The 25661-nt window shown below is 74.0% G+C and carries 24 protein-coding genes and 2 pseudogenes; 16 read left to right on the forward strand and 10 right to left on the reverse strand.

Annotated elements, in window-relative coordinates; all coding sequences use genetic code 11:
- Window positions 1-1188: 1188 nt before the first annotated feature.
- Window positions 1189-1899: a ScbR family autoregulator-binding transcription factor gene (locus tag ACZ63H_RS34010; protein ID WP_469871781.1), complete on the forward strand. Its 711-nt coding sequence runs from the start codon at window positions 1189-1191 to the stop codon at window positions 1897-1899.
- 12 nt (window positions 1900-1911) lie between these two features.
- Here ACZ63H_RS34010 and ACZ63H_RS34015 read toward each other — a convergent pair whose 3' ends face one another.
- Window positions 1912-2961 carry a LysR family transcriptional regulator gene (locus ACZ63H_RS34015; protein WP_469871783.1) on the reverse strand — a complete coding sequence of 350 codons (1050 nt, stop codon included), beginning with the start codon at window positions 2959-2961 and terminating at the stop codon, window positions 1912-1914.
- Window positions 2962-3141: 180 nt separating this feature from the next.
- Here ACZ63H_RS34015 and snpA point away from each other — a divergent pair, with 180 nt between their 5' ends.
- The gene (gene snpA, locus ACZ63H_RS34020; protein ID WP_469871785.1) at window positions 3142-3828 is read left to right on the forward strand and encodes a snapalysin; all 687 of its coding nucleotides are present in this window, start codon (window positions 3142-3144) and stop codon (window positions 3826-3828) included.
- A 170-nt stretch (window positions 3829-3998) separates the two neighbouring features.
- On the opposite strand, the gene ACZ63H_RS34025 is transcribed toward snpA, so the two are convergent.
- A complete protein-coding gene (locus ACZ63H_RS34025; protein WP_469871787.1) occupies window positions 3999-4631 on the reverse strand; it encodes a TetR/AcrR family transcriptional regulator in 633 nt (210 codons plus the stop codon).
- Between the two features lie 105 nt (window positions 4632-4736).
- Here ACZ63H_RS34025 and ACZ63H_RS34030 point away from each other — a divergent pair, with 105 nt between their 5' ends.
- From ACZ63H_RS34030 to ACZ63H_RS34040, 3 genes are all read left to right on the forward strand, one after another.
- Window positions 4737-5681: a beta-ketoacyl-ACP synthase III gene (locus tag ACZ63H_RS34030; protein WP_469871831.1), complete on the forward strand. Its 945-nt coding sequence runs from the start codon at window positions 4737-4739 to the stop codon at window positions 5679-5681.
- Window positions 5682-5831: 150 nt separating this feature from the next.
- Window positions 5832-7349, forward strand: coding sequence for an MFS transporter (locus ACZ63H_RS34035; protein ID WP_469871789.1), 1518 nt, complete (start codon window positions 5832-5834; stop codon window positions 7347-7349).
- Between the two features lie 203 nt (window positions 7350-7552).
- Window positions 7553-8962 carry a vanadium-dependent haloperoxidase gene (locus ACZ63H_RS34040; RefSeq protein ID WP_469871791.1) on the forward strand — a complete coding sequence of 470 codons (1410 nt, stop codon included), beginning with the start codon at window positions 7553-7555 and terminating at the stop codon, window positions 8960-8962.
- Window positions 8963-9057: 95 nt separating this feature from the next.
- Here ACZ63H_RS34040 and ACZ63H_RS34045 read toward each other — a convergent pair.
- Window positions 9058-9444, reverse strand: a pseudogene (locus ACZ63H_RS34045) (response regulator transcription factor); the annotation flags it as partial.
- Here ACZ63H_RS34045 and ACZ63H_RS34050 point away from each other — a divergent pair.
- Window positions 9444-10205: pseudogene (locus ACZ63H_RS34050) on the forward strand (FtsX-like permease family protein); the annotation flags it as partial. The pseudogenes ACZ63H_RS34045 and ACZ63H_RS34050 overlap by 1 nt on opposite strands.
- A 178-nt stretch (window positions 10206-10383) precedes the next feature.
- On the opposite strand, the gene ACZ63H_RS34055 reads toward ACZ63H_RS34050, so the two are convergent.
- Together ACZ63H_RS34055 and ACZ63H_RS34060 are read right to left on the reverse strand one after the other, a co-directional pair.
- On the reverse strand, window positions 10384-11247 hold the full coding sequence (locus tag ACZ63H_RS34055) for a dioxygenase family protein (protein ID WP_469871793.1): 864 nt from the start codon (window positions 11245-11247) through the stop codon (window positions 10384-10386).
- A 76-nt stretch (window positions 11248-11323) separates the two neighbouring features.
- Window positions 11324-12262: an AraC family transcriptional regulator gene (locus ACZ63H_RS34060; protein ID WP_469871795.1), complete on the reverse strand. Its 939-nt coding sequence runs from the start codon at window positions 12260-12262 to the stop codon at window positions 11324-11326.
- Between the two features lie 167 nt (window positions 12263-12429).
- Between ACZ63H_RS34060 and ACZ63H_RS34065 the strand changes: the two genes are divergently transcribed.
- From ACZ63H_RS34065 to ACZ63H_RS34090, 6 genes are all read left to right on the forward strand, one after another.
- On the forward strand, window positions 12430-13413 hold the full coding sequence (locus ACZ63H_RS34065; RefSeq protein ID WP_469871797.1) for a LysR family transcriptional regulator: 984 nt from the start codon (window positions 12430-12432) through the stop codon (window positions 13411-13413).
- Between the two features lie 123 nt (window positions 13414-13536).
- Complete coding sequence (locus ACZ63H_RS34070; RefSeq protein WP_469871799.1) at window positions 13537-14901, forward strand: trypsin-like serine protease; 1365 nt, start codon at window positions 13537-13539, stop codon at window positions 14899-14901.
- A gap of 415 nt (window positions 14902-15316) precedes the next feature.
- Window positions 15317-16276, forward strand: a complete 960-nt coding sequence (locus ACZ63H_RS34075) for an alpha/beta fold hydrolase (protein WP_469871801.1) — start codon at window positions 15317-15319, stop codon at window positions 16274-16276.
- A gap of 140 nt (window positions 16277-16416) precedes the next feature.
- Window positions 16417-16773, forward strand: coding sequence for a PRC-barrel domain-containing protein (locus tag ACZ63H_RS34080; RefSeq protein WP_469871803.1), 357 nt, complete (start codon window positions 16417-16419; stop codon window positions 16771-16773).
- A gap of 25 nt (window positions 16774-16798) precedes the next feature.
- Window positions 16799-16972: a hypothetical protein gene (locus ACZ63H_RS34085; RefSeq protein ID WP_469871805.1), complete on the forward strand. Its 174-nt coding sequence runs from the start codon at window positions 16799-16801 to the stop codon at window positions 16970-16972.
- A gap of 207 nt (window positions 16973-17179) precedes the next feature.
- A complete protein-coding gene (locus ACZ63H_RS34090; RefSeq protein ID WP_469871807.1) occupies window positions 17180-17893 on the forward strand; it encodes a LamG domain-containing protein in 714 nt (237 codons plus the stop codon).
- A gap of 13 nt (window positions 17894-17906) precedes the next feature.
- On the opposite strand, the gene ACZ63H_RS34095 is transcribed toward ACZ63H_RS34090, so the two are convergent.
- Window positions 17907-18152 carry a hypothetical protein gene (locus ACZ63H_RS34095; protein WP_469871809.1) on the reverse strand — a complete coding sequence of 82 codons (246 nt, stop codon included), beginning with the start codon at window positions 18150-18152 and terminating at the stop codon, window positions 17907-17909.
- Window positions 18153-18246: 94 nt separating this feature from the next.
- Window positions 18247-18939: a PepSY domain-containing protein gene (locus ACZ63H_RS34100; protein ID WP_469871811.1), complete on the reverse strand. Its 693-nt coding sequence runs from the start codon at window positions 18937-18939 to the stop codon at window positions 18247-18249.
- Between the two features lie 177 nt (window positions 18940-19116).
- Here ACZ63H_RS34100 and ACZ63H_RS34105 point away from each other — a divergent pair, with 177 nt between their 5' ends.
- The 3 genes from ACZ63H_RS34105 (at window position 19117) to ACZ63H_RS34115 (ending at window position 21483) form a co-directional block, all read left to right on the forward strand.
- On the forward strand, window positions 19117-20637 hold the full coding sequence (locus ACZ63H_RS34105) for an MFS transporter (protein ID WP_469871813.1): 1521 nt from the start codon (window positions 19117-19119) through the stop codon (window positions 20635-20637).
- A 138-nt stretch (window positions 20638-20775) separates the two neighbouring features.
- On the forward strand, window positions 20776-20991 hold the full coding sequence (locus tag ACZ63H_RS34110) for a hypothetical protein (RefSeq protein ID WP_344351959.1): 216 nt from the start codon (window positions 20776-20778) through the stop codon (window positions 20989-20991).
- Window positions 20992-21057: 66 nt separating this feature from the next.
- Window positions 21058-21483 (forward strand): pyridoxamine 5'-phosphate oxidase family protein, encoded by a 426-nt coding sequence (locus ACZ63H_RS34115; RefSeq protein WP_469871815.1) that lies wholly within the window; start codon window positions 21058-21060, stop codon window positions 21481-21483.
- An 87-nt stretch (window positions 21484-21570) separates the two neighbouring features.
- On the opposite strand, the gene ACZ63H_RS34120 is transcribed toward ACZ63H_RS34115, so the two are convergent.
- The 3 genes from ACZ63H_RS34120 to ACZ63H_RS34130 all read right to left on the reverse strand — a co-directional run bounded on the left by ACZ63H_RS34120 (window position 21571) and on the right by ACZ63H_RS34130 (window position 25070).
- Complete coding sequence (locus tag ACZ63H_RS34120) at window positions 21571-22749, reverse strand: S1 family peptidase (RefSeq protein ID WP_469871817.1); 1179 nt, start codon at window positions 22747-22749, stop codon at window positions 21571-21573.
- Window positions 22750-22982: 233 nt separating this feature from the next.
- A complete protein-coding gene (htpG, locus tag ACZ63H_RS34125; RefSeq protein ID WP_469871819.1) occupies window positions 22983-24884 on the reverse strand; it encodes a molecular chaperone HtpG in 1902 nt (633 codons plus the stop codon).
- 63 nt (window positions 24885-24947) lie between these two features.
- Window positions 24948-25070 carry a hypothetical protein gene (locus ACZ63H_RS34130; RefSeq protein WP_469871821.1) on the reverse strand — a complete coding sequence of 41 codons (123 nt, stop codon included), beginning with the start codon at window positions 25068-25070 and terminating at the stop codon, window positions 24948-24950.
- Window positions 25071-25167: 97 nt separating this feature from the next.
- On the opposite strand from ACZ63H_RS34130, the gene ACZ63H_RS34135 reads away from it, so the two are divergent.
- Complete coding sequence (locus ACZ63H_RS34135; RefSeq protein ID WP_469871823.1) at window positions 25168-25647, forward strand: SRPBCC family protein; 480 nt, start codon at window positions 25168-25170, stop codon at window positions 25645-25647.
- Window positions 25648-25661: the final 14 nt, after the last annotated feature.

The following is a 25661-nucleotide window of genomic DNA, read 5'->3' on the forward strand; positions in this document are numbered from 1 at the left end:
GCAAAAAACGAAAAGTCGTTCCCCCCCCCTAAAAGGCAAGCCCCCCCCCCCCCCCCCCACCGACCTCAACGGGGAGGGCCCACACAACCCCGGCCCCCCCCCACCCCCCACGGCCCGGCCCCCCCCGGCCCTCGCGCGTCGTGGGGCGCGGTGCGTGCGGCCTTCGCGCGCCGCAGGCACGGCGCGCGGTCGCCTTGCCACGCGGGGCCGGGAAGGGAAGCGGCTCACGACATCCGCCGCGCGCCTCCCGGCGCCGAGGCCGCGCCGGGTCGCCGGCCCCTTCGGACGGCGGCGCCGACCCGCGGCGCCGGGCCGCTTCCCGGCGGACGAGCCGGACCAGGCCGTCGCCCCCTGCCGATGGCCGAGCTGTGCCCTGCCGTCGCGCCCCTCCCCCGGCGCGGGCCCGGCTGCCCCCGGGCCGGGGACGCCGGACCAGGCCACCGACCCTTCCCAGCGGCCGGACCACGCCTTCCCGTCGGCCCCCTCCCCCGTCACGAGCGGGACCGGACCGTCGAACCCTCCCCCGACACGCACCGAACCAGGCCGCCGAACCCGCCCCCGTCGGGGAGGCCGGGTCAGGGTGCCGGCCCTTGCCTGCGGCCGAGTCAAGCCGTGCCGTCGAACCCTTCCCCCCGGCGCGGCCGGGCAGGGCCGTCCGCTCCTCCCGGTGGACGGGTGGTGCCGGGCGGGACGGTGGGGTTCTGTATGCAGTCGTGCCGCGCCCCGGTTCACCCGCACACTTCAATAAGTAAGAGGCCGTTCGTGGCGCCGACCTGACGTCCGCGGGCTCGGTCCGGTATGCATGGGACGGTTTTCCGCCACATGGGAGTACATGGTTCACGCAGATGGCCGTTCCGCCACCGCTCACCTCCACGCTCACGCGTGCCGCGCCCCGCCCGCGCAGGGGCCCGGCGTCCCCGGTGTGCCCGGAGATACCGCTTACCCCACGCACCGGCGCCGGCGCTTCCCGGGACGGCCCGCGACAGCGGTCGGCACCATTCCGTTTCCGCCTCGGGGATCCACCCATGTGCGCTACTGTGCATCTGCTCGTACACCCTCCCGGTCACGTATGCAGACGGTTGCACGCGTGTGGCCGCCACCGACCCGGACCGTCTTTTGAGAAGGTCTGTTCCGGGGGCAGTCCGCCGCGACGCGATGTTGATCACGTATCAGACAAGGGAGGCCTTCGTGAAACTACCCCGCAATCCCACCACGGGCCCCACCCCTGCCAAGGAACTCAAGCAAGAACGCGCCATCCGGTCCCGGCACAACATCCTGCTGGCCGCCGCCCGTGCGTTCGCCGAACGGGGCTACCCGGCCGTAACCATGCATGACGTGGCCGAACTCTCCGGAATGACAAAAGGGGCCGTCTACTTCCACTACGCCAGCAAGGAATGTCTGGCCATCGCCGTGAGCGAGGAGTTCGCCAGGCGGCTGCCCGTCATCTCCGACGCCGTCGCCCAACTCGCCCTGCCCCCGGTGGCGTCCGTGGCGGAACTGCTGCTGCGCACCGCCGCCGGGCTGCGCGACGAGCCCCTGATGCGGGCCGGGGCGCGCCTCCAGATCGAGCGGGGCCTGATCGACGCCGAACTCCCCCTGCCGTTCGAGGACTACACCGCGCTGATAGCCGACTGGCTGCAAAGCGCCCTGGCCGCGGGCGACCTGGAGCACGCGACACCCCCCGAGCCGCTGGCCCGGGTCCTGGTCTCGGCGTTCTTCGGCGCGCAGTTGCTGTCCTGGATCGTCAACGACCGCACGGACATCATCGAGCGAACCGTCGAGGTCCTGCACGCCGTCGTGCCGTGCACGAGCGACCCCCGGCACGTCAGCCCGTATCTGCACGAGGCGGCCACGGCGAAGCCCGTACCGGCACGACCGCACAGCCGCCCCGTGGCCTAGCCCTCTCCTCCTCTACCCCGTGCGCAGGTCGGCCGGCACCGGCCACTGCCAGGGTTCCGGGGGCGGGCCCGCCTGCGGGTGGTGCGCGGCCGGGCGGTCCGGCAGACCGGGGCCTCGCGGTCCCCCGTCCGCCGGGTGCGCGCGCCCGAGCCATTCACGGTAGGCCGGTGCCTCGCGCGCCACCTTCCAATAAGCCTCCTCCAACTCCGCGTACGCATCGTTCAGTTCGGCCTCCGTGCGGGCCGCCAGCAGCAGCCGTACCCCGATCGGGTCGCCCTCCAGTGGACGGATCGCGAGATCGGGACGGGGCGGGACGGTCGGCTGGCTGACCGTGACCACCTCGCCGATGGCGGCCAGCGAGTACGCGGTGAGGTAGTCGCCGTGCAGCATCTCGGGCCGCAGACCCGCCGCGCGCAGCACCCGGCACAGCGCGTCCCACTCACCGTCGACCGTGGAGTCGACCATCCAGCGGTCCCCGGCCAGGTCGGCGAGGCGCACCTGGGGCCGTGACGCCGCCGGATGGTCCGCGGCCAGCGTGACGAACTGCGGCTCCCGCTCGACCAGCACCCGCAGGCACAGTCCCGGCGGCACCCGCAGCGGACTGCCCTCCACCTCGTGCACGAAGGCCAGGTCGAGCCGGCCGGCCGCGACCATGCCCAGCAGCGCGTTGGCGGACACACTCATCTGCAGCGCCGGCTCGATCCCGGGGCGGCGGGAGCGCAGCAGCCGCAGCCAGCCCGGGATGGCCCTGCTCGCCGTGGCGCCGATGCGCAGGTGGAACCCGCCGGCGGCCCGGGCCGCCGCCGCCCTGGTCTCGGTGACGATCGCCGCGAACTCCGCCACCAGCGGCCTGGCCCGGCTGAGCACCGCCAGCCCCAGCGGGGTGGGCCGGCAGCCGGTGCGGGCGCGCACGAAGAGCGGGGCGCCGAGCGCGCGCTCGATCCGCCGCAGCTGGGTGCTCAACGAGGGCTGCGCCAGACCGAGTTCCCGGGCCGCTTTGTGCAGGCTGCCGGTGTCGGCGATGGCGCAGAGCACACGCAGATGCCTCACCTCCAACTCCATGGGGGGAGCGTAGGGCGGCAAGGAAGACGACACCAGATGTTCAAGTTACAAGGAAAGCGGACGAGTCGGCCGGTGATAGCCCCAAGCTATCCCCAAGTGCCATCATCCCCCTCCGCGTTGGGCTGCCCGAGACTCACTGGCAACCGATCGTTCAACCCCACAGGACGAGAAGGAGCCCCCATGGCGTCGTTCCGAACCAGCACCGGGTCGAAGAGCACCAGGAGACTGGCGGCCCTGGCCCTCGGCCTCGGGCTGGCCTCCGCCGCGCTCGGCACCGCGAGCCCGGCCAGCGCCCAGGACACCACGGCGGCACCCGCCCGCGCCGCCGCCGGCTACGTGGGCAGCGCCGAGGACGCCGGCACCAAGGCGTTCTTCGACGCCGTACTGAAGTCGGTCGCCGAGCGGCAGGCCGAGCAGCCCTCCCTGAAGGCGGTGACCGTCTACTACAACGCCTCCCAGGCCCCGAGCTTCCGCTCCCAGATATCGAGCGCGGCCTCGATCTGGAACAGCTCGGTGTCGAACGTCAAGCTCCAGGCGACCTCCAGCGGCGGCGACTTCGCCTACTACGAGGGCAGCGACTCGCGCGGGTCCTACGCGTCCACCGACGGTCACGGCCGTGGCTACATCTTCCTGGACTACGCGCAGAACCAGCAGTACGACTCCATCCGCGTCACCGCCCACGAGACCGGTCACGTGCTGGGTCTGCCCGACCACTACAGCGGCCCGTGCAGCGAGTTGATGTCGGGCGGCGGTCCCGGCCCGTCCTGCACCAACCGCTACCCGAACACCACCGAGCGGTCCCGGGTCAACCAGCTGTGGGCAAACGGCCTCACGAAGGCGCTCGCCCAGGTGAACAAGGCGGGCTGACGCCGAGGGAACACCCCTGGCCGGTCTCCTCACGGCCGGCACGCCCACGGACCGCGGCGCTCCACGCGCCGCGGTCCGTGGCGCGTGGTGCGTGGTGCGCAGGTGGTTCCGACGAGGCGCCGGCCCCGGCCGGCGCCACCTCCCGGGACAGTGCGCCCGGGGCGTCCCGGCTACGCGGCCGGCCGCCCCCGGCGCGGGCCGAGCAGCCGGTCCAGCGCCCGCCGGGTGCGGTCGGTGGCGTCCGGCGCCGCGAAGAGCTGTATCTCCTGGTTCAGGGCCATGAAGAGGCCGATCAGCTCGAACACCACCTGGTCCGGGTCGGTGTCCCCCGGCAGTTCGCCCGCCGTCACCGCCGTGCGCACCTCGGCGGCGAGACGGCGCCGCCACACCCGGGACATCCGGGCCACGGCCTCGCGGACGGGCCCGCTCCGGGCGTCGAACTCGACGGAGGCCGTGGTGAAGAAGCACCCGCCGGGGAAGACGGCCCGCCCGGCGTCCAGGTACAGGTAGCCGATCCAGGCGTCGCAGACGGCCCGCAGCCGGGGCAGGCCCGGCCGCACCTGCGCCGCGGGCTCCCACACCAGGCGGGAGAACGCCGCCGCGGCGCCCTCCAGGGTGGCCAGCTGGAGGGTCTCCTTGGTGCCGAAGTGCCCGAGCACCCCGGCCTTGCTCATGTTCAGGTCGGCGGCCAGCCGTCCGATCGTGAGCCCTTCCAGGCCGTCGCGGGAGGCGAGGGCGATACCGCGCTCGACGATGCGCTGCCGCGTCCTGCGGGCTTCGGCTGCGGAGTTGCGAGGGCTCATGCGTCCCATCGTAGGCGAGGGGGGACGACTTCAGCTTCCGACCGATCGGTTGCTATATTCCGGGCACTTGCTGCCGAGCCGAGGAGATCAGCTGTGCGTTCCGCCGTGCCGGGAAGCCGTATCGCCGCCTTGGGCCACTACCAGCCGACGCGCGTCCTGACCAACGACGACCTGGCCGCCATGGTCGACACCAGCGACGAGTGGATCCGGCGCCGCACCGGCATCGCCACCCGCCGCATCGCCGCCCCGCAGGAGTCCGTCACCGACATGGCGGCGGCGGCCGCGAGCAAGGCGCTGGCCGCGTCGGGGCTGGAGCCCGCCGACATCGGGCTGATCACCGTGGCGACCTGCTCGGCCGTGGACCGCTGCCCCTCCATCGCCGCCCAGGTCGCCGCCCGCCTCGGTCTGCCCGCGCCCGTGGCCTTCGACCTCAACAACGGCTGCGCCGGCTTCTGCACCGCGCTGGCCTGCGCCGACCACTCGCTGCGCGCCGGGGCGGCGCGGCACGCCCTCGTCATCGGTGCCGAGAAGATGTCCGACGTGACCGACTGGACCGACCGGCGCACCTGCGTGCTGCTGGGCGACGGGGCGGGCGCCGCCGTGCTCAGCGGCTCCACCGAGGGCGGGATCGGCCCGGTGTGCTGGGGTTCGGACCCCACCCGCGGCGACGCGGTCCGGCTCGTCGGCGACTGGCACCCGCACTTCGCCCAGGAGGGGCAGACCGTCTTCCGCTGGGCCACCGGCGAGCTGCCCGCGATCGCCCGGGAGGCCTGCGCGCGGGCCGGTCTGACCACGGCCGACCTGGCGGGCGTGGTCACCCACCAGGCCAACCTGCGCATCATCGACGCCGTCGTACGGCAACTCGGCCTTGCCGAGGACACGGTGATCGCCCACGACGTCGTGGAGTCCGGCAACACCTCCGCCGCGTCCGTCCCGCTCGCCCTGTCCAAGCTGACCGAACGCGGTGAACTGCCCGGCGGCGCCCCGGTCCTGCTCCTCGCCTTCGGCGGCGGCCTGTCCTGGGCCGGCCAGGTCGTCACCTGCCCCTGAGCGCCGCGCCCGGCGGTGTCCGCGCCGGCGACGCCGCCGGTCCCGGCGCCGACCGGCCCGTCACATCGATGTGACTGCGAGACATAAAAGTGCCTTCTTCCCTGTTCGGGGGCGGTTACCGACGATGGACCCGGTAACAGAACAGCTCCCATGAAAGGCACCTCCATGTCCGCACGGGCCATACCCCCGCCGGCGGGCCGGGCGTCCCGCTGGTTCGCGCTGGCGATCCTCTGCGCCGGCCAGCTGATGGTGATCCTCGACGGGACCATCGTGAACGTGGCCCTGCCGGCCATCCAGCAGAGCCTGGGCTTCTCCGCCTCCGGCCTGGGCTGGGTGGTGAACGCCTATCTGATCCCGTTCGGCGGCCTGTTGCTGCTCTCGGGCCGGCTCGGTGACCTCTTCGGCCGCAGGCGGGTCTTCGTCACCGGCCTGGTCGTCTTCACCGTCGCGTCCCTGCTGTGCGGCCTGGCGCCAAGCGCGACCATGCTGCTCGTCGCCCGCTTCGCCCAGGGCGTGGGCGGCGCGGTGACGTCCTCCGTCACCCTCGCGATGATCGTCACCATGTTCCCGGAGCCCGGTGAACGCGCCAGGGCGATCGGCGTCTACAGCTTCGTCCAGTCCGCGGGCGGCACCCTCGGGCTGCTGCTGGGCGGTGTGCTGACACAGGCCGTCGGCTGGCACTGGATCTTCTTCGTCAACGTGCCCATCGGTGTCGCGACCGCCGTCATGGCCCGCCGGGTGCCGGCCGCCGGGCGGGGCGCGGACCGGGGCCGGCGCACCGACGCGTTCGGCGCCGTACTGATCACGGCCGCGCTCATGCTGGCCGTCTACGCCATCGTCGCGGCGGCCGACCACGGCTTCGGCTCCGCCCGCACCCTCGGCTGCGGCCTGGCCGCCCTCGTGCTGCTCGCCGGGTTCACCGTACGGCAGGCCAGGGCGGCGGACCCGCTGCTGCCGCCCCGGATGTTCACCTACCGCGACGTCTCCGGCGCGCTGGGCACGCACACCCTCCTGATCGCCGGCATGTTCGGCTTCCAGTTCCTGGCCGTGCTGTACATGCGGCAGGTGCTGGGGTTCGACGAGGCGCGCACCGGTGCCGGTCTGCTGCCCGTCTCGCTGCTCATCGGTGCGATGTCGCTGTTCCTCGCCCCTCGCCTCATCGGCACCTTCGGGGCGCGGACCGTCCTGCTGGCCGCACTCGTGCTGATCGGCGGCGGTCTGGGCCTGCTGGGACGGATCTCGGCGGACGGCGCCTACCTCACCGACGTGTTCCCCGCGACCGTGCCGCTCGGGATCGGTTTCGGCCTGGCGATGCCGGCGCTGGCGGGACTCGCCATGTCGGGCGCGTCCCCCGAGGACTCGGGCCTGGCCTCCGGGATGTTCAACACCATGCAGCAGGTGGGCGCCTCGCTCGGCCTCGCCGTGCTGAGCGCCCTCGCCGCCTCGCACACCGGCGCCCTGCTGGACGGCGGCGCGTCCCGCGCCGAGGCCCTGACCGGCGGCTACCAACTCGCCTTCCGGGTCGGCGCGGTCTTCGTCCTGGGCGCCCTGGTGGTCGCCGCGACCGTCCTGCGCCGCCCGCGCGGGGGCACGGGCGGCGCCTCCCCCGACCACCCCGCGTCGTCCCGGCGGGCGGCGGCATCCGGCACCACGTCGGTGACCCCCTGAGCGGACCCTCCGCGCCCGCGTACCACCAGGGTTGACGGCGGCGGTGGCCCTGCCGCCCCGGATGACGGTGGCGTCCTCCGCCCGTCCGATGCGCCCGGCCGCGCGTGGTCCCTAGGGTGGGCCGCGCACGGCACGGCACCTCCGCACCAGCGCACCGAAGCACCGCACCACGCGCCCGCATCGGCAGAGAGGACCTGTCCCGCATGTTCCGTACGCTGCGCACCTTCCGCACGCCGCGCGAGAGAAGGGGAAGACACGGCCGGATACGCGCCAGGGCGGTGACCCTCGCGACCGTGTTCACCACCGGCGTGGGCGCGCTCGCCCTCGCGCCCCAGCCGGCCTCCGCCGCACCGAACTACACCGGCGACCCGGTGCTGTACTGGAACGACGTCCTCCTCGGCGCGATCCGCACGGCCGGCGGCGCCCCGGGCCCGATCTCGCGGGCCGCCGCCGAGATGAACGCGGCCATCTACGACGCCGAGAGCTCCTACCGGCTGCGCTGGCACACCATGACCTCCGACCCCTACCTCAAGGCGGTCGACTACGCGGCGTGGGCGGAGGGCCCGGGCGAGGAGGAGCGGATCATCGGCCGCACCGCCTACAACATCCTGCTCAAGCTGTTCCCCGGCCAGACGACGTACCTGGACAACAAGTTCAAGGAGCGCTTCGGGACCCGGCCGACGGACTTCGACCTGCTGGACGCCACCGTGGTGAACACGGTCGTGACCGCCATGTGGGACTTCCGCGCTGCCGACGGCTCGGACGACCAGACCGTCTACACCCCCGACGGCGAGCCGGGCGCCTGGCTGCCCACCAGCTACCCGGACCTGCCGGACCCGGGGTGCGTCCGGGGAAGCCAGGCGGCCATCCCCGAGTGGGGCAAGGTCACACCGTGGGCGCTCACCTCCGGTTCCCAGTTCCGGCCGTCGACACCCGGGCAGTACGCCTCGTACGAGAGCCTGCTCGCCGGCCCGGCCTACGCGGCGCAGGTGCGGCAGGTGCGCGACCTCGGCGCGGCCGGGTCCACGACGCGGACGACCGACCAGACCGCGGCGGCCTGGTTCTGGGCCAACGACGCGAACGGCACGTACAAGCCGCCGGGGCAACTGCTCGACATCACCGCCCGGGTGTCACGGGACCGGGGTCTGACGGCCTATCAGAACGCCCGGCTGTTCGCGCTGGTGTCGGTCGCCATGGCGGACGCCGCCATCGCCGAGTGGGACGTCAAGTACCGGACGCCGATCGACCTGTGGCGTCCGGTCTCGGCGATCCGGGAGGGCCTGGGCGAGACCGCGTGGAAGCCGCTGTCGGGCACCACACCGTGCTTCCCGGCGTGGGCCTCGGGCCACGCCGCGTTCGGTGCCGCGTGGGCGGGGATCATGCGGCAGTACTTCGGGACCGACGACATCACCTTCACCGCGTCGACCGACGAGCCCAGGTCGCCGGTGAGGACGCGCACCTTCACCGGCTTCGGCCAGGCCGCCCGCGAGGAGGCCGACAGCAGGGTCTGGCTCGGTGTCCACTACCCGTGGGACGCGAGCGACGGACTGGCCCTCGGTGAGAACATCGCCACCTGGGTGTTCACCCACAGGATGAAGTCCGTCGGTTCGTAAGGCGGGTGGGCCGCGACCCTCCCGCCGACGCCCGTCTCCCCCGAGCCGGGCGCCCGCGCGGCCACCGTCGCGCCGTCCGCGAGGACCACGCCGGCTCACGCCCGCAGATAGGCCGGCACCGCCAGCACCCTGCGGTGGGTCTCGTCCGCCGGCGGCAGGTCCAGCTTGGCGAAGATGCCGCTGATGTGCTTGCCCACCGCCGCGTCGGACACCACGAGTGCCCGCGCGATGAACCCGTTCGACCGGCCCTCCGCGATCAGGGCGAGGACCTCCCGCTCGCGCGGTGTCAGCCGCCCCAGGGGGTCGCGGCGGCGGCGCAGCAGTTGCCGCACGACCTCCGGGTCGACGACCGTGCCGCCGTCCGCGACCTCGCACAGCGCGGCCACGAACTCCGTGATCTGCCCGACGCGGTCCTTGGGCAGATAGCCGACGCCCGAGCCGTCCCCGGAGCCGAGCAGTTCGGAGGCGTACGTCCGCTGCACGGTCCGAGGCCCGCGCGGCCGAGCCCGGCCCGCTCGCGGCCACCGCCCGGCTGCCGCTCGTCGCCGGGCGGGTGGACGGACTCGACGACGGCTCGATCATCGTCAACGAGGAGTGGCAGCGGCACACGGTGGGGCAGCGGGTGCGGGTGCGGCTCGGCGACGGCACGCGGAAGACGCTGCGGATCGCCGCGGTGATGGCCACCGGCACGGGTGACAACGGCGTCTACGTCACCGAGCGCAACGCCCCGGACGCGCGGGCCGTGGCGGCCAGGCTGCGCGCGGCGGTACGGGACTCCGGCGGGCGGGTGCTCACCCGGGCCGAGTGGGTGCGCGCGACGCGCCCGAAGACCGACCGCGCGACGCGGCTCGGCCTCCTGCTGGTCCTCGGCATCGCCCTGCTGTACACCGGTGTCTCGCTGGCCAACACCATGGTCATGGCCACCTCCGACCGGGTGCGCGAGCCGGCCGCGCTGCGCCTGGCCGGTGCCACCGGGCGGCAGGTGCTGCGGCTGGTGGCCGCCGAGGCACTGACGGTGGGCGCGGTGGGCGCGCTGCTCGGGCTGGTGGCCGCGTTCCTCGAACCGGCGGGCATGCGGGCCGCGTTGGGCCAGCTGTCGGTGCGGGCCCCGATCGAGCTGCCCTGGGCCGTGATCGGCGCGGTCGTCGCCGCCTGCGCCGTGCCGGCCGTGGTGTCGTCCGTCGTGCCCGCGGCACTCGCCCTGCGCCGCCGGGCCGTGCATCCCGCGGGCGTACGGCGGTGAAGCCGCCGGCCGGGGGCGCGGGACCGGGCGGACCGGATGGCCGTGTTCCGCTCCGGACGGGCCTCCGCCCCGGCGGCCCGGCCCGCGGGGGGTGGTACGGCCGGGCGGGTGCGGCCGGAGTCGGGCGTCGCGCCGGTCCCCCCCCTCGGCACCGGCGCGACGCCCGGGCATCCGTGGCTCAGACCGCGCGCCACAGAGCCGGTACGGACGGCGGCTCCCAGCCCGGCTGGGCGGTGTGCGGCTGGAGGCAGGTGTAGGCGCGGCCGCCGTAGGTGACCTGGTCCCCCGTCCGGTACGCGGTGCCTATGGTCCAGGTGCCGCCGGGGGACGGGGTGGGGCCGGGGCCCGGGTCCTGCGCGACGTTGAGGACGAAGTCGAACGCCGCCTCCCGGCCGCCGTTCCCGTCGCGCACGGTCATCAGCAGCCGTGGGTCGAAGATCGTGTCGGTGTTGTTGCGCGGCTCGTTCGGGAAGTACAACTGCGTGGTCAGCACGCGCTGGTTGGGGGCCTGCAGCTTGACGTGGATGTGCCGGGTGCGCCCCGGGTAGAGGCCCGGCACGATCGTGGTGAGCGCGAAGGAGCCGCGCGAGTCGGTGTACTGGTGGCCCCGGAACCGGAACCCGGTGTTGTCGTAGGCGCCGTTGTTGTCGGCCTGCCAGAAGTCCAGCAGGACACCGGACAGGGGACGGCAGGCCCGGCCGAAGACGTAACCGGTCACGGTGAGCCGGGTGCCGGGCAGGCCGGGCTCCAGCAGGCTGGTGCGTTCCGGCGAGTTGGGCTTGAAGTAGGGGCCCTCGGTCTGCTCCGGGGTGGGGGCGTCGCCGTCGTCGCACTCCGGGGTGAGCTCGGGCTCCGTGCCGGTCGCGGCCAGGGTGCGGGCGAGGGCGGGGCCGCCGGCCAGGGCCAGCGGGATCGCGGCGGTGGCCGCGAGTGCCGCGCGCAGCACCGTCTTGCGGCCGACGAGCCGGGGGGCACCCGGTGCCTCGGCGCCGTCCGGGCCGGTGCCGTTCCGTTCGGGGTCGTGCGTTCCTGCTCCGTCCATGTCTCCTCCTGGGGGGGCGGACCGTGGTGGTCCTCCTGTGGGGGCGGACGCCCGTGGGGCCGGATCGGCAACGAACCTAGGCGTGCGTCGGCGGGGCTTCGAGGGACTGATGAGGGCGGCTGTGGTGTTTTCGGAAGTCGCCGGGGCTGCTGCCGGTCTCGCGCCGGAAGAACCGGCTGAAGTAGGCGGGGTCGGCGAATCCGGTGCGGGCGGCGACCTGCCGTATCGACAGCTGGGTGTGCGCCAGCAGCCGTTGGGCCTGGTAGGCCCGGGCCTCGATGAGCAGCCGTCCGGGCGGGCGGCCGGTGGCGGCCCGGACCGCCTGGGTGAGGTAGTGGGGGGTCACGCCGAGCCGGTCGGCGCACTCCCGTACGGACCAGGTCGCCGCCTCCGGGCGGGTGACCAGCCGGGTGAACGCCTCGGCGACGGCGGCCGGGCGGCCCTGGGCGGCCGGGTCCCGGCCGGCGCCGGTGCGGCCCGGCAGCCGCGCGGCGCGCACGACCAGCACGTGCAGCAGGGAGCGCAGCACGCTCTCGTGCCCCGGGGCGCGCTGCCGGTGTTCCGCGACGAGTTCGGCCATCAGCCGCCCGACGGACCGGTGCTGCTCGGGATCCAGGGCGAACCAGCACCGCTCGCCGAGTTCCCGCAGCACCTCGCGGTCGCGGGGGTGGTCCACCAGGAAGTCGTCGGTGAACAGCGCGAGCGTCCCCTCCGGCCCCCGGCCGCCCTCCCAGTGGTGCACCTGGCCCGGCAGGATCACCGCCAGGTGCGGGGGGCGCAGCGGCCAGCGCGCGAGATCGACGACATGGGTGCCGGAACCCGCGCTGACATGGACGATCTCGTAGAAGGTGTGCCGGTGCGGCCGGTCCCACCGGGACAGCGGTCCCACGGCCTCGAAGGAACCGGCGGCGAAGGGTGCGGCGCCGGGCCCGGCCACCTCCAGCCGGTGCAGGGGCACGTCCCCGGCCGCGGGCGGCGCGCCGGGGCTCCCCGGTAACACGGTGGTGCTGCGCATCGGCCATGCTCCCCTTTCGCCAGGACCTGTCGGGCACCGATCAGGTACAGACCAATCGCGTCGCTGTGACCATGCCACGGACCGGTACACCGGGAAACAGCGCATCCCGCCCCTCTGGTCCGTACCAGCCTCTTGCCCCGGGCCCTCCCACCCCGCAAGCTCCCCTCATGGAGCTGGAGTTGCGGCATCTGAAGACCATTCGGGCCATCGCGGAAGCGGGCAGTCTGACCAAGGCGGCGACGGCGCTCGGGCTCGCCCAGCCGGCGCTCAGCGCGCAGCTCAGGCGCATCGAACGGGCCCTGGGCGGCACGCTGTTCGAGCGCGGGCGGTACGGCGTGCGGGCGACCGCCCTCGGGGAACTGGTCCTGGAACGCACCCGGATCGTGCTGCCCGCGGTCAGCGAACTCCAGCGGGAGGCGGCCCGGTTCGCGCGCACCCGGCGCGACGGGGAGCGGCTGCGGCTCGGCGGCACGCACGGCCCGCTGCTGGGCGCGCTGGTGGACCGGCTCGCGGACGCCGTCCCCGGCACCACCGTGACCACCTGCGCCTCCTGGTCGGAGCGGGAACTGGCGGAGCTGCTGGCCGAAGGACGCCTGGACTTCGCGCTCGCCGGCGCCTGCGGCTCCGCTCCCCCGCCCGACGCCCCGCACCTGGTCTGGGAGGAGATCGCCGTCGACCCCGTGTTCGTGATGCTGCCCGACGGCCATCCGCTCGCCCGCGGCCGGGAGGTCGACCTCGCCGCGCTCGCCGACGAGGAGTGGGCGTGCGTCCCGGGCGACGGCTGTTTCGGGGACTGTTTCACCGCGGCCTGCGCCGGGGCGGGTTTCACGCCCCGCCGCCTGTACGAGACGGACACCGCGTCCTGCACCCATCTGGTGCAGGTGGGCCGGGCGGTGGGCCTGTGCCGGGCCACCTTCCCGCCGACGCACGGGCTCACCACCCGGCCGCTGGCCGGGACCCCGCTGGTGTGGCGGCACCTGCTGGGCTGGCACCGCAGCGGCCAGCGGCCGGACACGGCGGCGACGGTGCTGGCCCAGGCCCGCGCGGCGCACGCCGCCGTGGCGGCCCGCAGCGACAGTTACGCGCACTGGCTCGCGCGGCGCGCGGACCGGGAGGCCGCGGCCCGGCACCGCACCGGCCTCGCATCCTGAGCGGGCCGCCCCCGTTCACCTCCCGTACATAACGCGGGGGCAGGGGGTCGGCTGATGTCTTACGGGGCGGGGCGGGGGCTCCCTACGGTTTCGGCACCCCACCGAATCCGAGGAGATCTCCCCATGCTCCAACGACACCTCAGAGCCGCGTGCGCCGCCGCCGCGGCGGCGGGTGCCCTGCTCGTGGCCGGGCTCAGCGGCTCCGCGAGCGCCCAGCCGGCCGCCTCCCCCGCCGGGCCCACGGCGGCCGAGACGCTGCGCACCGACGCGGCGCCGCCCGCTCTCCTCGGCGCACTCCAGCGGGACCTGGGGCTGAACCGCGCGCAGGCGGAGCGCCGGCTGGCCAACGAGGCCGAGGCGGGGGCCACCGCCGGGCGGCTCGGGGCCGCGCTGGGCGCGGACTTCGCCGGTGCCTGGGTGCGCGGCGCGGAGTCGGACACGCTGACCGTCGCCACGACCGACCCGGCCGACGTGCCGGCGATCCGGGCGCGCGGCGCCCACGCGCTCGTGGTGGACCACTCGCTGGCCGCGCTGGACGCCGCCAAGGCCCGCGTGGACCGCGCCGCCGCCCACCGCGCCACCGCCGACACCCCGGTCTGGTACGTCGACGTGCCCACCAACGCGCTGGTGGTGGAGGCGGTCCGGCCGGACGCCGCGCGCTCCCTGCTGACCGCCGCGCACGTCGACGCCTCCCTCGCGCGGACCGTGAAGTCGGCCGAGCGTCCCCGCCCGCTGTACGACCTGCGCGGCGGCGACGCGTACTACATCGGCAGCGGCAGCCGCTGCTCGATCGGCTTCCCGGTGACCCGGGGCACCCAGCAGGGCTTCGCCACGGCCGGGCACTGCGGCCGGGCGGGCGCCACCACCACCGGCTCCAACCGGGTCGCGCAGGGCACCTTCCAGGCGTCGGTCTTCCCGGGCAACGACATGGCGTGGGTGGCGGCCAACTCCAACTGGACCGCGACGCCGAACGTCAACGGCTCCAGCGTCCAGGTCGCGGGATCCACCCAGGCCCCGGTGGGCTCCTCGGTGTGCCGCTCCGGTTCCACCACGGGCTGGCACTGCGGCACGGTGCAGCAGCTCAACACCAGCGTGACGTACCAGGAGGGCACCGTCAGCGGGGTGACCCGTACGTCGGTGTGCGCCGAACCGGGCGACTCGGGCGGCTCGTTCATCTCCGGCAGCCAGGCGCAGGGCGTCACCTCGGGCGGCTCGGGCAACTGCACGAGCGGCGGCACGACGTACTTCCAGCCCGTCAACCCGATCCTGCAGTCCTACGGCCTCACCCTCAAGACGACCGGAACCGGCCCCGGGGACCCGGACCCCGGCAACCCGGGCGAGCCCGGCGGCACCTGGGCGGTCGGCACCGTCTACCAGGCGGGCGACACGGTGACGTACGGCGGCGCCGGTTACCGCTGCCTCCAGGGCCACCAGGCGCAGACCGGGTGGGAGCCGCCGAACGCCCCGGCGCTGTGGCAGCGGCTGTGAGCCACTGACCCACCTGGCCACCGAGGGCCCGGGCGCCGGCGACGGGGCGCCCGGGCCCGACCGCCGTCCCCCGGCTCCCCGGGTCACGCCCCGGCACGAGCCGGGGAACCCCGCCCCGCCGCCGCGTCCACGGCCCGCCCGCGCGGTGGTGCGCCCCGTCCCGGGGCCGGCGAACGCACCCTCGCCCGGCTGTTCCGGCGGCACACCGGCCGGAGCCTCGCGCAGTGGCGGCTGCGTTCCCTCGGACACCTCGCCGCCGGCCTGCCGGCGGCCCGCGTCGCGGTGACGCCCGCCTACGACGGTTCGGCCGCGTTCCGCGCCCTCCTCGGCCGCCCCCGTCGGCGTCCCCCGGCCCCGGCGCGGCGCCCACTGCGGGTCGCCGTCTCCGCGATGATCACGCGAGTAGTCTCGGGACATGGTTGAGCATCGCATGGTCGACGTGAACGGCATCCGGCTGCACATCGCCGAGGAGGGCGAGGGCCCCCTGGTGATCCTGCTCCACGGCTTCCCGGAGTCATGGCACTCCTGGCACCGCCAGTTCGGCCCGCTGACCGCCGCGGGCTTCCGGGTCGTCGCTCCCGACCAGCGCGGATATGGGCGCAGCGACCATCCGAACGCGGTCGAGGCGTACACCATCCTGCACCTGGTCGGCGATGTCGTCGGGCTGATCCGGGCGCTGGGCGAGGAGAAGGCGTACGTCGTCGGGCACGACTGGGGGGCGCCGGTCGCCTGGCACACCGCGCTGCTGCGGCCGGACCTGGTGCGCGGGGTGGCCGGTCTGAGCGTGCCGCCGCCGTTCCGGGGCTCGCAGCCCCCGCTGCCCGCCATGGACCGGATGTTCGGCGGCCGGTTCTACTGGAACTACTTCAACCGTCCCGGAGTCGCCGACGCCGAGTTCGCCGAGGACACCCGCACCGCGCTGCGGAAGTTCTTCTACTGGGCTTCCGGCGACGCTCCCGGCGCCGGCGAGAAGCAGCCGCTGGTGAACCCCGAGCGCGGCTGGCTCGCGGACATGGCGGACCCCGTGACGCTGCCCGAGTGGTTCACCGAGGAGGATCTCGACGCGCTCGCGGAGAGCTTCTCCGGGGGCTTCACCGGCGCCCTGAACTGGTACCGCAACCTCGACCGCAACTGGGAACTGACCGCCCCCTGGCACGGCGCCGTCGTCACCCCGCCGGCCCTGTACGTCTACGGCGACCGGGACGTGGTGCCCGCCTTCCCGGGCACCCCGGAACTCATCGAGCGACTGCCCTCGCTGATGCCGAACCTGTGGCGCGAGCCCGTGAAGCTGGCGGGCTGCGGCCACTGGACCCAGCAGGAACGCCCGGACGAGGTGAACGCGGCGCTGGTCGACTTCCTCACGTCGTGCCCCTGACCCGGTCCCCCGGCGCCCGGCCCGGGCATCCGGCCCCGGGCGGGTACGCCTTCCGGGGGCTTCGCCCCACCCGCCCCACATCCCCGGCGCCCGGCGGGGTACCCCGTGCACAGAAGGCCCCCGTGCACAGGAGGTAACCGATGTTCGAGGCATCCGACATCCGCGAGTGGCGGGGTCACGACGTGGTCGACGCGGACGGTCACAAGATCGGCGTCCTGGAGTCGGTCTACGTGGACACCGCGACCGACCTCCCCTTCTTCGCCACGGTGACCGTGGGGCTGCCCACCCGCCGCCGGCTGGCGTTCGTGCCCCTGACCGGGGCGACGGTCGGCCCGGGCTACCTGAAGGTCGCCCAGGACAAGGACCGGGTGAAGAAGGCACCGTCCATCGAGACCGACGGCGAACTGACCGCCGCGGACGAGCCGGGTGTCTTCGCCCACTACGAACTGCCCTACACACCGGGCGCCGGCGGCGAGCGACGCCTGGCCCGCCGCTGATCCACCCAACCCGCCGGGAGATCCGATGAGCCTGTTCCTGTTCCTGATCCTCGCGGCCGTCGTCCTGGGGATCATCGGATTCGTCGTCAAAGGTCTGTTCTACCTCCTGATCATCGGCGTCGTCGTGCTGGTCCTCGCCCTGGTCTACGCCGCCGTGCGCTTCCGCCGGGGCGGGCGCAAACACCGCGTCGCCCGCTGACGGCCGGCCCTCCGAGCCGGATGCGTCCCCCGCGGGACGTCCCGGTGCGCGCGGTCCAGCGCGAGCCACGCGCAGGGCGCGTAGGGCGCGTAGGGCGCGAGCCTGCCCTGACACCCGCGCCCCCTCTTCGTTCACCCACACGAAGGAAATCCGGTGCGACGATCGGTCCACACGCATGACCGGGCGGCCGTCGGTGAGACATCGGACATGAACGAACCGACGACGGCCTCGCTGCCGGCCCCGCGCGACCCGCCCCCGTCCGGCGTGGTGTTCACGGCGGACTTCGCCTCCACGGCGCAGTGGACCGCGGGCCGTTCCTCGGCCTACCCGGGAGGCGGCCCGGTCAATCCGGACGACGACAAGCTGGACCACCTCGTGGACGGCGCCGGCCACAGCCGCTCGGGCGTCTTCCGGGCCACCCGGCGGCCCGACGGCGACTGGGACACCGGCCTGCTGACCACCGAGGACAGCGAGGAGGGGTTCCTGCTCCTGCCGGGGGACGTGCTGGAAGCCCGGGTGCGGCTGCCCACGGAGACCGGAGCGTGGCCGGCCGTCTGGACCTGGCGGGACGGCGGCCAGGAGGTCGACGTCTTCGAGTACCACCCGGACCACCCGGACCTGCTGGAACTCACCAACCACGTGCGCGGATCCCAGCGGTACGTGCACGCCGACGCCGTCCGGCCGGGGGCGTGGATCGACCTGCGCACCGAGTTCGGGCGTCACTCGGTGGTCTGGTGGCTGAACGGCGAACGGGTCTTCGCGGACCGGCGGGGTGTGGGGCGCCGCTGGCACGCCTTCCTCATCGTCAACCTCTCGGTCTGCGCCGGGCGCTACCACCCCGCGCCCGACCCGGACACGACGGAGATGACCTTCGAGGTGAGCAGCCTGGTGGTGCGGCGCCCGTCCGGGGACGAGGCGTGACGGCCGGCGGCGGTCAGCCGTCGGGCGGTGCCTCCTCGGCGCCCCGCGTCCGGTCGTCCCGCCGGTCCTCGGCCTCCACGCCGCGCAGCGGCTCACCGGCCGTGGTTCCGCTGTCGGGCTGGTAGCCCTCCTTCGCACCGGACGTGCCCGGGATCGTGCGCTCACGGGCCCGGCTCTCACCGCCCGAGTGCGCTCCCGGTTCCTCGTCGTCGCGGGCCCGCCGGTACCGGTCGGCGGGCTCGCCGGTCTGTCCGCTCATGGCGTCCTCCGCTCCACTCGTCGGCCCGCCCGGGTTCCCCCGCGCCGGGCGGGAAAACGGGGCGGACGACCCGGCGCCGTGCGGGGGCGGCCCGTCAGTCGCGGTCGACGTGTTCGCCGAGGATCTTGCGGTTGGTGGCGTCGATGTCGTAGGTCGTCTTGTTCCAGTCGTCGCTCGTGACGACGTCGACGGACCACTTCGGGGTGCCGCCGTCGGTGTCGTCGAGTTCGACGGCGGTGACGGTGCCCTTGGTCCTGTCCGTGGCGGTCCGCGCGGCCTGCTCCGCGGTGACGGTGGCCTTCTTCAGCAGGTCCGCCAGCTCGCGCCTGTCGTCGTCGTCCTCGTGCTCGGCCCGCGCCCCGCCGGCCTTTCCGCCGGCCGCGTCGACGGAGACGGTGTGGACGGCGCCGTCGGCCGTGGCGACCTCGGCCTCCCACCGGGGACTGCCGGGCGTGCCCTTGAGTTCGACGGAGACCGGCTCGGACTTCGCCACGGCCGCCGTCGCGGCGTGCAGCGCGTGTTCGTAGCCGGTCTTCGCCGCGGGGACGAGCGCCTTGCGTTCCCGCTGGTCCTCGGTGAGGTGACCGGTGTCCGCCGACGGCGAGGGCGAGGCCGCGGCGATCCCGGCGGCGTCGGCCGCGCCGCTCGGCGCCGCCTCGCCTCCGCGGTCCTGACCGCACCCGGCGAGCAGGGCTCCGGCCGCGGCCGCCGCGCAGGCGAGGGCGGTGCCCCGGGGGAACGGAGAGTATTGACGCTTCGGAGGTATTCCGTCACTCTTCGTGTTCATGCGGTCAGTTTAGGCGAGTTGTCCGTCCGGTGCCGCGGCGGAGACCGGCGCCCGGGTGCCGCGCGGACCCGATCCGGCGGCGTCCGGGGCCGGATCCGTAGCAGGCTGGGGGGTAGGTGTGCCGGGCGGGCGCGGGGGAACCTGGTCCGCCCGGTGCCCCGGTGGAGAGGAGTCCACGTGACAGCGTCGACGTCGGCCGCGGGCGGCAGGGAACCGGACGCCCCGGGGGGCGGGTACGAGCCGGATCCGCAGCGCTGGCGAGCCCTGTGGGTCACCCTGGTGGCCGGGTTCATGAGCCTGCTCGACGTCACGATCGTGGCGGTCGCCCTGCCCACGGTCCAGCGCGATCTGCACGCCTCCCCCGCACAGGTGCAGTGGGTGGTGTCCGGCTACGCCCTCACCTTCGCCCTCGCCCTGGTCACCGCCGGCCGGCTCGGCGACGCGCTGGACCGGCGCCGCATCTTCCTGCTGGCCCTCAGCGGCTTCGTGGTCTGCAGCGCGGCCTGCGGCGCGGCCCCGGACATCACGCTGCTGGTGGCGGCCCGGCTCGCGCAGGGCCTGGCGGCCGGTTTCATGGCTCCGCAGAACTCCGCGCTCATCCAGCAGATGTTCCGCGGCGCCGAGCGCGGCCGGGCCTTCGGCCTGTTCGGCGCCACCGTCGGCATATCCTCCGCCGCCGGCCCCCTCACCGGCGGCGCCATCCTCGCCCTCGCCTCCGGCGCCCAGGGCTGGCGGTGGATCTTCTACGTCAACGTCCCCCTCGGCATCCTCGCCGTCCTCCTCGGCCGCCGCCTGCTGCCGCGCACCCGCCGCTCCGGCCGGGGCCGGGTGGACCTGCCCGGGGTGCTGCTCCTCGGGGCCGGCGTCCTCGCGCTCATGTGGCCGCTGGTGCTGGCGGAGTCCGGCGGCATCGAGCGCCTGTGGTGGCTGTTCCCGGCCGGCGTCGCGGTCCTCGCCGTCTTCACCTGGTGGCAGCGCCGCCTCGTCGCCCGGGACGCCCAGCCGCTGCTCGACCCCCGCCTGTTCACCACCGTGCGCGGCTACGCCGTCGGCGCCGGCATCGGCACCCTGTACTTCGTCGGTTTCAGCGGTGTGTGGCTGGTGTTCGCCCTGTTCTACCAGCGGGGGCTGGACTTCTCCCCGCTGCGCTCCGGGCTCGCCGTCACCCCCTTCGCCCTCGGCTCGGCGAGCGCGGCCGTCGTCGCAGGCCGGCTGGTGGAGCGGTACGGCCGCCTGCTCACCGTCTGCGGCCTCACCGGCGTGATCGCCGGCCTGGGCGGCACCGCGCTGCTGCTCCGCCTCGCGCCCCCTCACCTCGCGCCCTGGGTCGCCGCGCCGGCCCTCTTCCTCGGCGGCATCGGCGGCGGCTTCGTGGTCTCCCCCAACATCACCATGACCCTGCGGGACGTGCCCGTGCGCATGGCGGGGGCGGCGGGCGGCGCGCTGCAGACCGGACAGCGGCTCGGCGCCGCGCTGGGCACCGCCGCGCTGCCCGGCCTGTTCTACCTGGTGCTGGAGCAGAGCGGCGGCGACTACCGCGGCGCCCTCGTCGTCGCGCTGGGCGCCGCGCTGGCCGGGATGGCGGCGTCCCTGGCCCTCGCGGTGTTCGACTGGCAGCGCGACCGGCGGCTGCGCGCACCGCGCCGCAAGTGCCCGGACGAGGCCGCCGACGCGCCCGTGCACGCCCGGCGTCCCTGACGGACGCCCGGGAGGCGGGACACCGGGCCGGGCGGCAGGGCCATCAGGGTGGACCGGGCCCGTGTCGGGCGGCGGGCGCACGCGCGGTTGGCCATGCTGGGCCGGGAGCGGCACCCTCGCGGCGACAAGGAGCACGGCATGCCGACGGACCCGGTCGAACGATTCCTGGCGGCGCTGGATCCCGACCACCGCGAGGCCGTCGGCGCGCGGCCGCGCGAGGAGCAGGAGCGGCTCGCGGCGGCCTGGACGCGGGAGCTGGAAGCGGACGACGAACTGGACACCCTGGACGAGCTGTCCCCGCCGGCCGCCGAGGCCGAGGCGGCCCGCCGCGTCCTGGAGCGCGGCACCGGCTGACGTGTTCCCGCCGGGGGTCGCGACGGGCCGTTGTCCGCGCCGGCCCGGCACGTTAGGGTCGGCCGGATGGCACTCTCCCAGCGCGAACGCGAACTGTTCCTGGCGGAGCCGCACATCGGGGCGCTGTCGGTCGTCGAACGGCCGGACCGCGCGCCGCTGACGGTTCCCATCTGGTACCAGTACACACCGGGCGGCGACCTGTGGGTGCGCACCGGGCCCGATTCCCGCAAGGGCCGGGCGATCCTCTCCGCGGGGCGCTTCAGCCTGATGGTGCAGCGCACGGAGCCGACCGTGCGCTACGTGTCGGTGGAGGGCCCGGTCGTCGCGACGGCCCCGGACAGTCCCGAGCTGTCCTGGGAGATGGCGGCGCGGTATCTCCCCGAGGACAAGGTCGCCGCGTTCGTGGAGTACGACCGGACCCGGCTCGGCGAGCACTTCGTCGTCTCCATGCGCCCCGAGCACTGGGTGTCCGCCGACCTCGGGGCCTTCTGAGCGGCCGGGCGGCCGGTCCACCGGATCGAGGCGGTACGGGCACCGGGCCGGCCGGTGCCGCGGGGAGCGGCCGGCCCGGTGGGCGGGTCAGCCGGTGTAGGTGTGCAGGGTCAGGCCGTAGCGGCCGAGGATCTCGTTGACCGGCTGGAACCAGGTCTCGCCGCCGGAGGAGCAGTTGCCCCAGCCGCCGGAGGTCACGCCCTGGGCCTGGTCCCCGGTGAGGAAGGAGCCGCCGGAGTCGCCGGGCTCGGCGCAGACGCTGGTCTTCGTCAGCTGGTACACGGCGCCCTGGCTGTAGTTGACGGTCTCGTTCGCCGCGAGCACCGTGCCGCAGTGCCAGTGGGACGTCGAGCCCGAGCGGCACACGGAGGAGCCGACCGGTGCCACGGCCGAGCCGCGCACGAGCTGGTCGGGCACCGTGCCCCAGCCGAGGACGACGGGCACCGTCCACCAGCCGCTGCCCACGCCGACCCAGGCGTAGTCGTCGCCCGGGAACGAGGAGCCCTGGAAGGTGCCGACATAGGAGCCGTCCCAGCCGTTGACCCCGGCGCCGGGCCGGCCGCAGTGTCCGGCGGTGACGAAGCCGCCGTACACCGAGAAGCCGATGGAGCAGCGGACGTTGCCGGTGTAGTAGGGGTCGCCGCCCACCGTGCCGGCGGCCAGGGTCCGGGGTGCGGCGGGGACGGTCCGGACGGTGACGGGGCCCGTCTCGCGGGCTCGGGAGAGGAAGCGCCGGACATCGTTGTCCAAGCGGTCGTGCCGGACGACGTCGACGACGACCGTGTTGGCCCTCGGGTCGACGTGCCAGCCGCTCACCCCGGACGGCGCGGACAGCCGGTCGAGGCGGTCCTTGACGGCGTCCAGGCGGCGGGCCGAGTGCGCGGCGGTGCGGACGGCGGCGCCGGTGGCCTCGATCGCGCGGCGCGTGGCCGGGGCGGCGTCCGGGGTGAGGGCCACCGTCAGGCGGCCCGTCGAGGCGTCGAACCAGGAGCCGGCGTAGGCGCCGCCGGCCGTCCGGCGGGCCTTCGGCGCGAGGGCCGCGGCGGTCCGCTCGGCCGCGATGCGGGCCTCGGCCTGCTCGCGGGTGAGGCCGAGATCGCGCCGCATGGCGGTCACGAGGCCGTCGGACGCGGGCTGCCGGGGCGTGGCGGGCACGGCGGTCCGGCCGGTGTCGGCCGCCGTCGCGGGGAGCGTGCCCGCCGCGCCCCAGCCGGCGAGCAGCAGGAGCGCGGACAGGACGGCGTGCGTAAGTCTTCTGCGTCTCACGGGGATGGCCCTTCGTCGTTCCAGGGGTGGGGTGGAACTCTTTGAGAGCGCTCTCAGTCGTGGCGCAGCAGAGCCTAGACCTCCATTCACGTCAGGTCCATGCCAATGCGGGAATCGTCCGGGTCGGATCGGGCGCGCCGCCGGCCCGAACGCCCCCGCCCCGCCGTCGCGGTGACGGCGGGGCGGGGAGGCTCACGGTGGACGTACGACGGCGGGGTGCCGTGCCGGCGGGCTCAGAGCGCGCGCTCCAGGCGGTCCGCCATCAGCTTGACGAAGCGGGCCGGTTCCTTGGGCTGGCCGCCCTCGGCGAGCACCGCCAGGCTGTACAGCAGCTCGGCGGTCTCGGCCAGCTCCGTGCGGTCCTCGCGCTCCTGGTACGCCTGGTTCAGGCCCTTCACCAGCCGGTGGTCCGGGTTGAGTTCCAGGATCCGCTTGGCGCGGGGCACCTCCTGGCCCATCGCGCGGTACATGTTCTCCAGCGCCGGGGTGAGGTCGTGCGCGTCGGAGACGACACAGGCCGGGGAGACGGTGAGGCGGGAGGACAGGCGCACGTCCTTGATGTCCTCGTCCAGCCGCTCCTTCATCCAGCCGAGCAGCCCGGCGTACTCCTCGGTCTGCTTCTCCCGCTCGGCGTCGGCGGTGTCCTCGTCCTCGGCGTCGAGGTCGATCTGCCCCTTGGCGACGGAGCGCAGCTTCCTGCCCTCGTACTCGCCGACGGCGTCGGCCCACACCTCGTCGACCGGGTCGGTGAGCAGCAGCACCTCGATACCCCGCTCCCGGAAGGCCTCCATGTGCGGGGAGTTCTCGATGCTCTGCCGGGACTCGCCGGTCAGGTAGTAGATGTCCTCCTGGCCGTCCTTCATCCGCTCCACGTACTGCTTGAGGGTGGTCGGCTCGGTGTCGTGGTGCGTGCTGGCGAAGGAGGCGATGGCGAGGAGGGCGTCGCGGTTCTCCGGGTCGGTGACCAGCCCCTCCTTCACGGCCGTGCCGAACTCCCGCCAGAAGGTGCCGTAGCGCTCCTCGTCCTTGGTCATCATCTCCTTGACCGTGGACAGGACCTTCTTCGTCAGCCGTCGCCGCATCATCTCGATGTGGCGGTCCTGCTGGAGGATCTCGCGGGAGACGTTCAGCGACAGGTCGGCTGCGTCCACGACGCCCTTGACGAAGCGGAGGTACGGCGGCAGGAGCGCCTCGCAGTCGTCCATGATGAACACGCGCTTGACGTACAGCTGCACGCCCCGCTTGAAGTCGCGCGTGAACAGGTCGTGGGGGGCGTGCGCCGGGAGGAACAGCAGGGCCTGGTACTCGAAGGTGCCCTCCGCCTGGAGCCGGATCGTCTCCAGCGGGTCGCGCCAGTCGTGGCCGATGTGCTTGTACAGCTCGTGGTACTCGTCGTCGGACACCTCGTCGCGGGGCCGCGCCCACAGCGCCTTCATGGAGTTGAGCGTCTCGGGCTGCGGCGTCTCGTCGCTCTCGCCGGCCTTCTCGGGCACCATGCGGATCGGCCAGGTGATGAAGTCCGAGTACCGCTTGACGATCTCCCTGATCTTCCACGGGGAGGTGTAGTCGTGGAGCTGGTTCTCCGGGTCGGCCGGCTTGAGGTGCAGCGTGACCGAGGTGCCCTGCGGAGCGTCGTCCACCTTCTCCAGCGTGTACGTGCCCTCGCCGCGCGACGACCACCGGGTGCCCTGGCTCTCCCCGGCCCGCCGGGTCAGCAGGGTGACCTCGTCGGCCACCATGAAGCCGGAGTAGAACCCGACGCCGAACTGGCCGATCAGCCCGTCCTCGCCGGCCTTGTCCTTGGCCTCGCGCAGCTCCTCGAGGAACTTGGCGGTCCCCGAGTTGGCGATCGTGCCGATGAGCCGCCCGACCTCGTCGTACGACATCCCGATGCCGTTGTCGCGCACGGTGAGCGTACGGGCGTCCTTGTCGATGTCGATCTCGATGTGCGGGTCGGACACGTCGGCGTCCAGCGAGTCGTCCCAGAGCTTCTCCAGACGCAGCTTGTCCAGCGCGTCGGAGGCGTTGGAGACGAGTTCCCGCAGGAAGACATCCTTGTTCGAGTACACCGAGTGGATCATCAGCTGGAGCAGCTGACGGGCCTCTACCTGAAACTCAAACGTCTCGGTCGGCATGTTCGCGAATACCTCACAGGTCCTGTTGCCCTGAACTGGTGGCAAACACTGTAAAACACCACGTCAGCGCAGTGGCGCGAAGAAGCGGTCGGTGGCCGGATCCACACCCCCCGTACGGGGGGCGCGCTTCCCGGCCGGGGCGCGGTCCCGGGCGGGCCGGGCGCCGTGATCCGAATCGGCGGCCATGACCGTGGGCTCCCCGGGTACCCGGCAGACCCCGGCCGGGTTCGCCCGTGCGGCGGGCGGCCCGGGACACCCCACCAATGAGAACGGAGACGTGGAGATGAGCACGGTCAAGGAAGCGGTGGAAGTGGACGTTCCGGTGCACACCGCCTACAACCAGTGGACGCAGTTCGAGAACTTCCCGAGGTTCATGGAAGGCGTCGAGGAGATCACGCAGCTGGACGACCGGCACAACCACTGGATCACGAAGATCGGCGGGGTGCGGCGGGAGTTCGACACCGAGATCGTCGACCAGCTGCCGGACGAAAGGATCACGTGGCGCACGGTCAGCGGCGACACCAGCCAGCGGGGCAGCGTCCGCTTCGAGCGGGTGGACGACACCCACACCAGGGTGGAGCTGGTCATGGACGTCGAGCCCAGCGGTGCCATGGAGAAGGTCGGCGACCTGATCGGCACGATCGACCGGCGCGTCAAGGGCGACATGAAGCGGTTCAAGGAGTACATCGAGGAACGCGGCGCCGAGTCCGGCGCCTGGCGCGGCCGGATCAGGCCCGGCGACACGAGCGGCCCGGCCCTGTGAGTCCACGCCGCGCG

It is taken from the genome of Streptomyces sp. NPDC104831 (genome assembly GCF_055583025.1).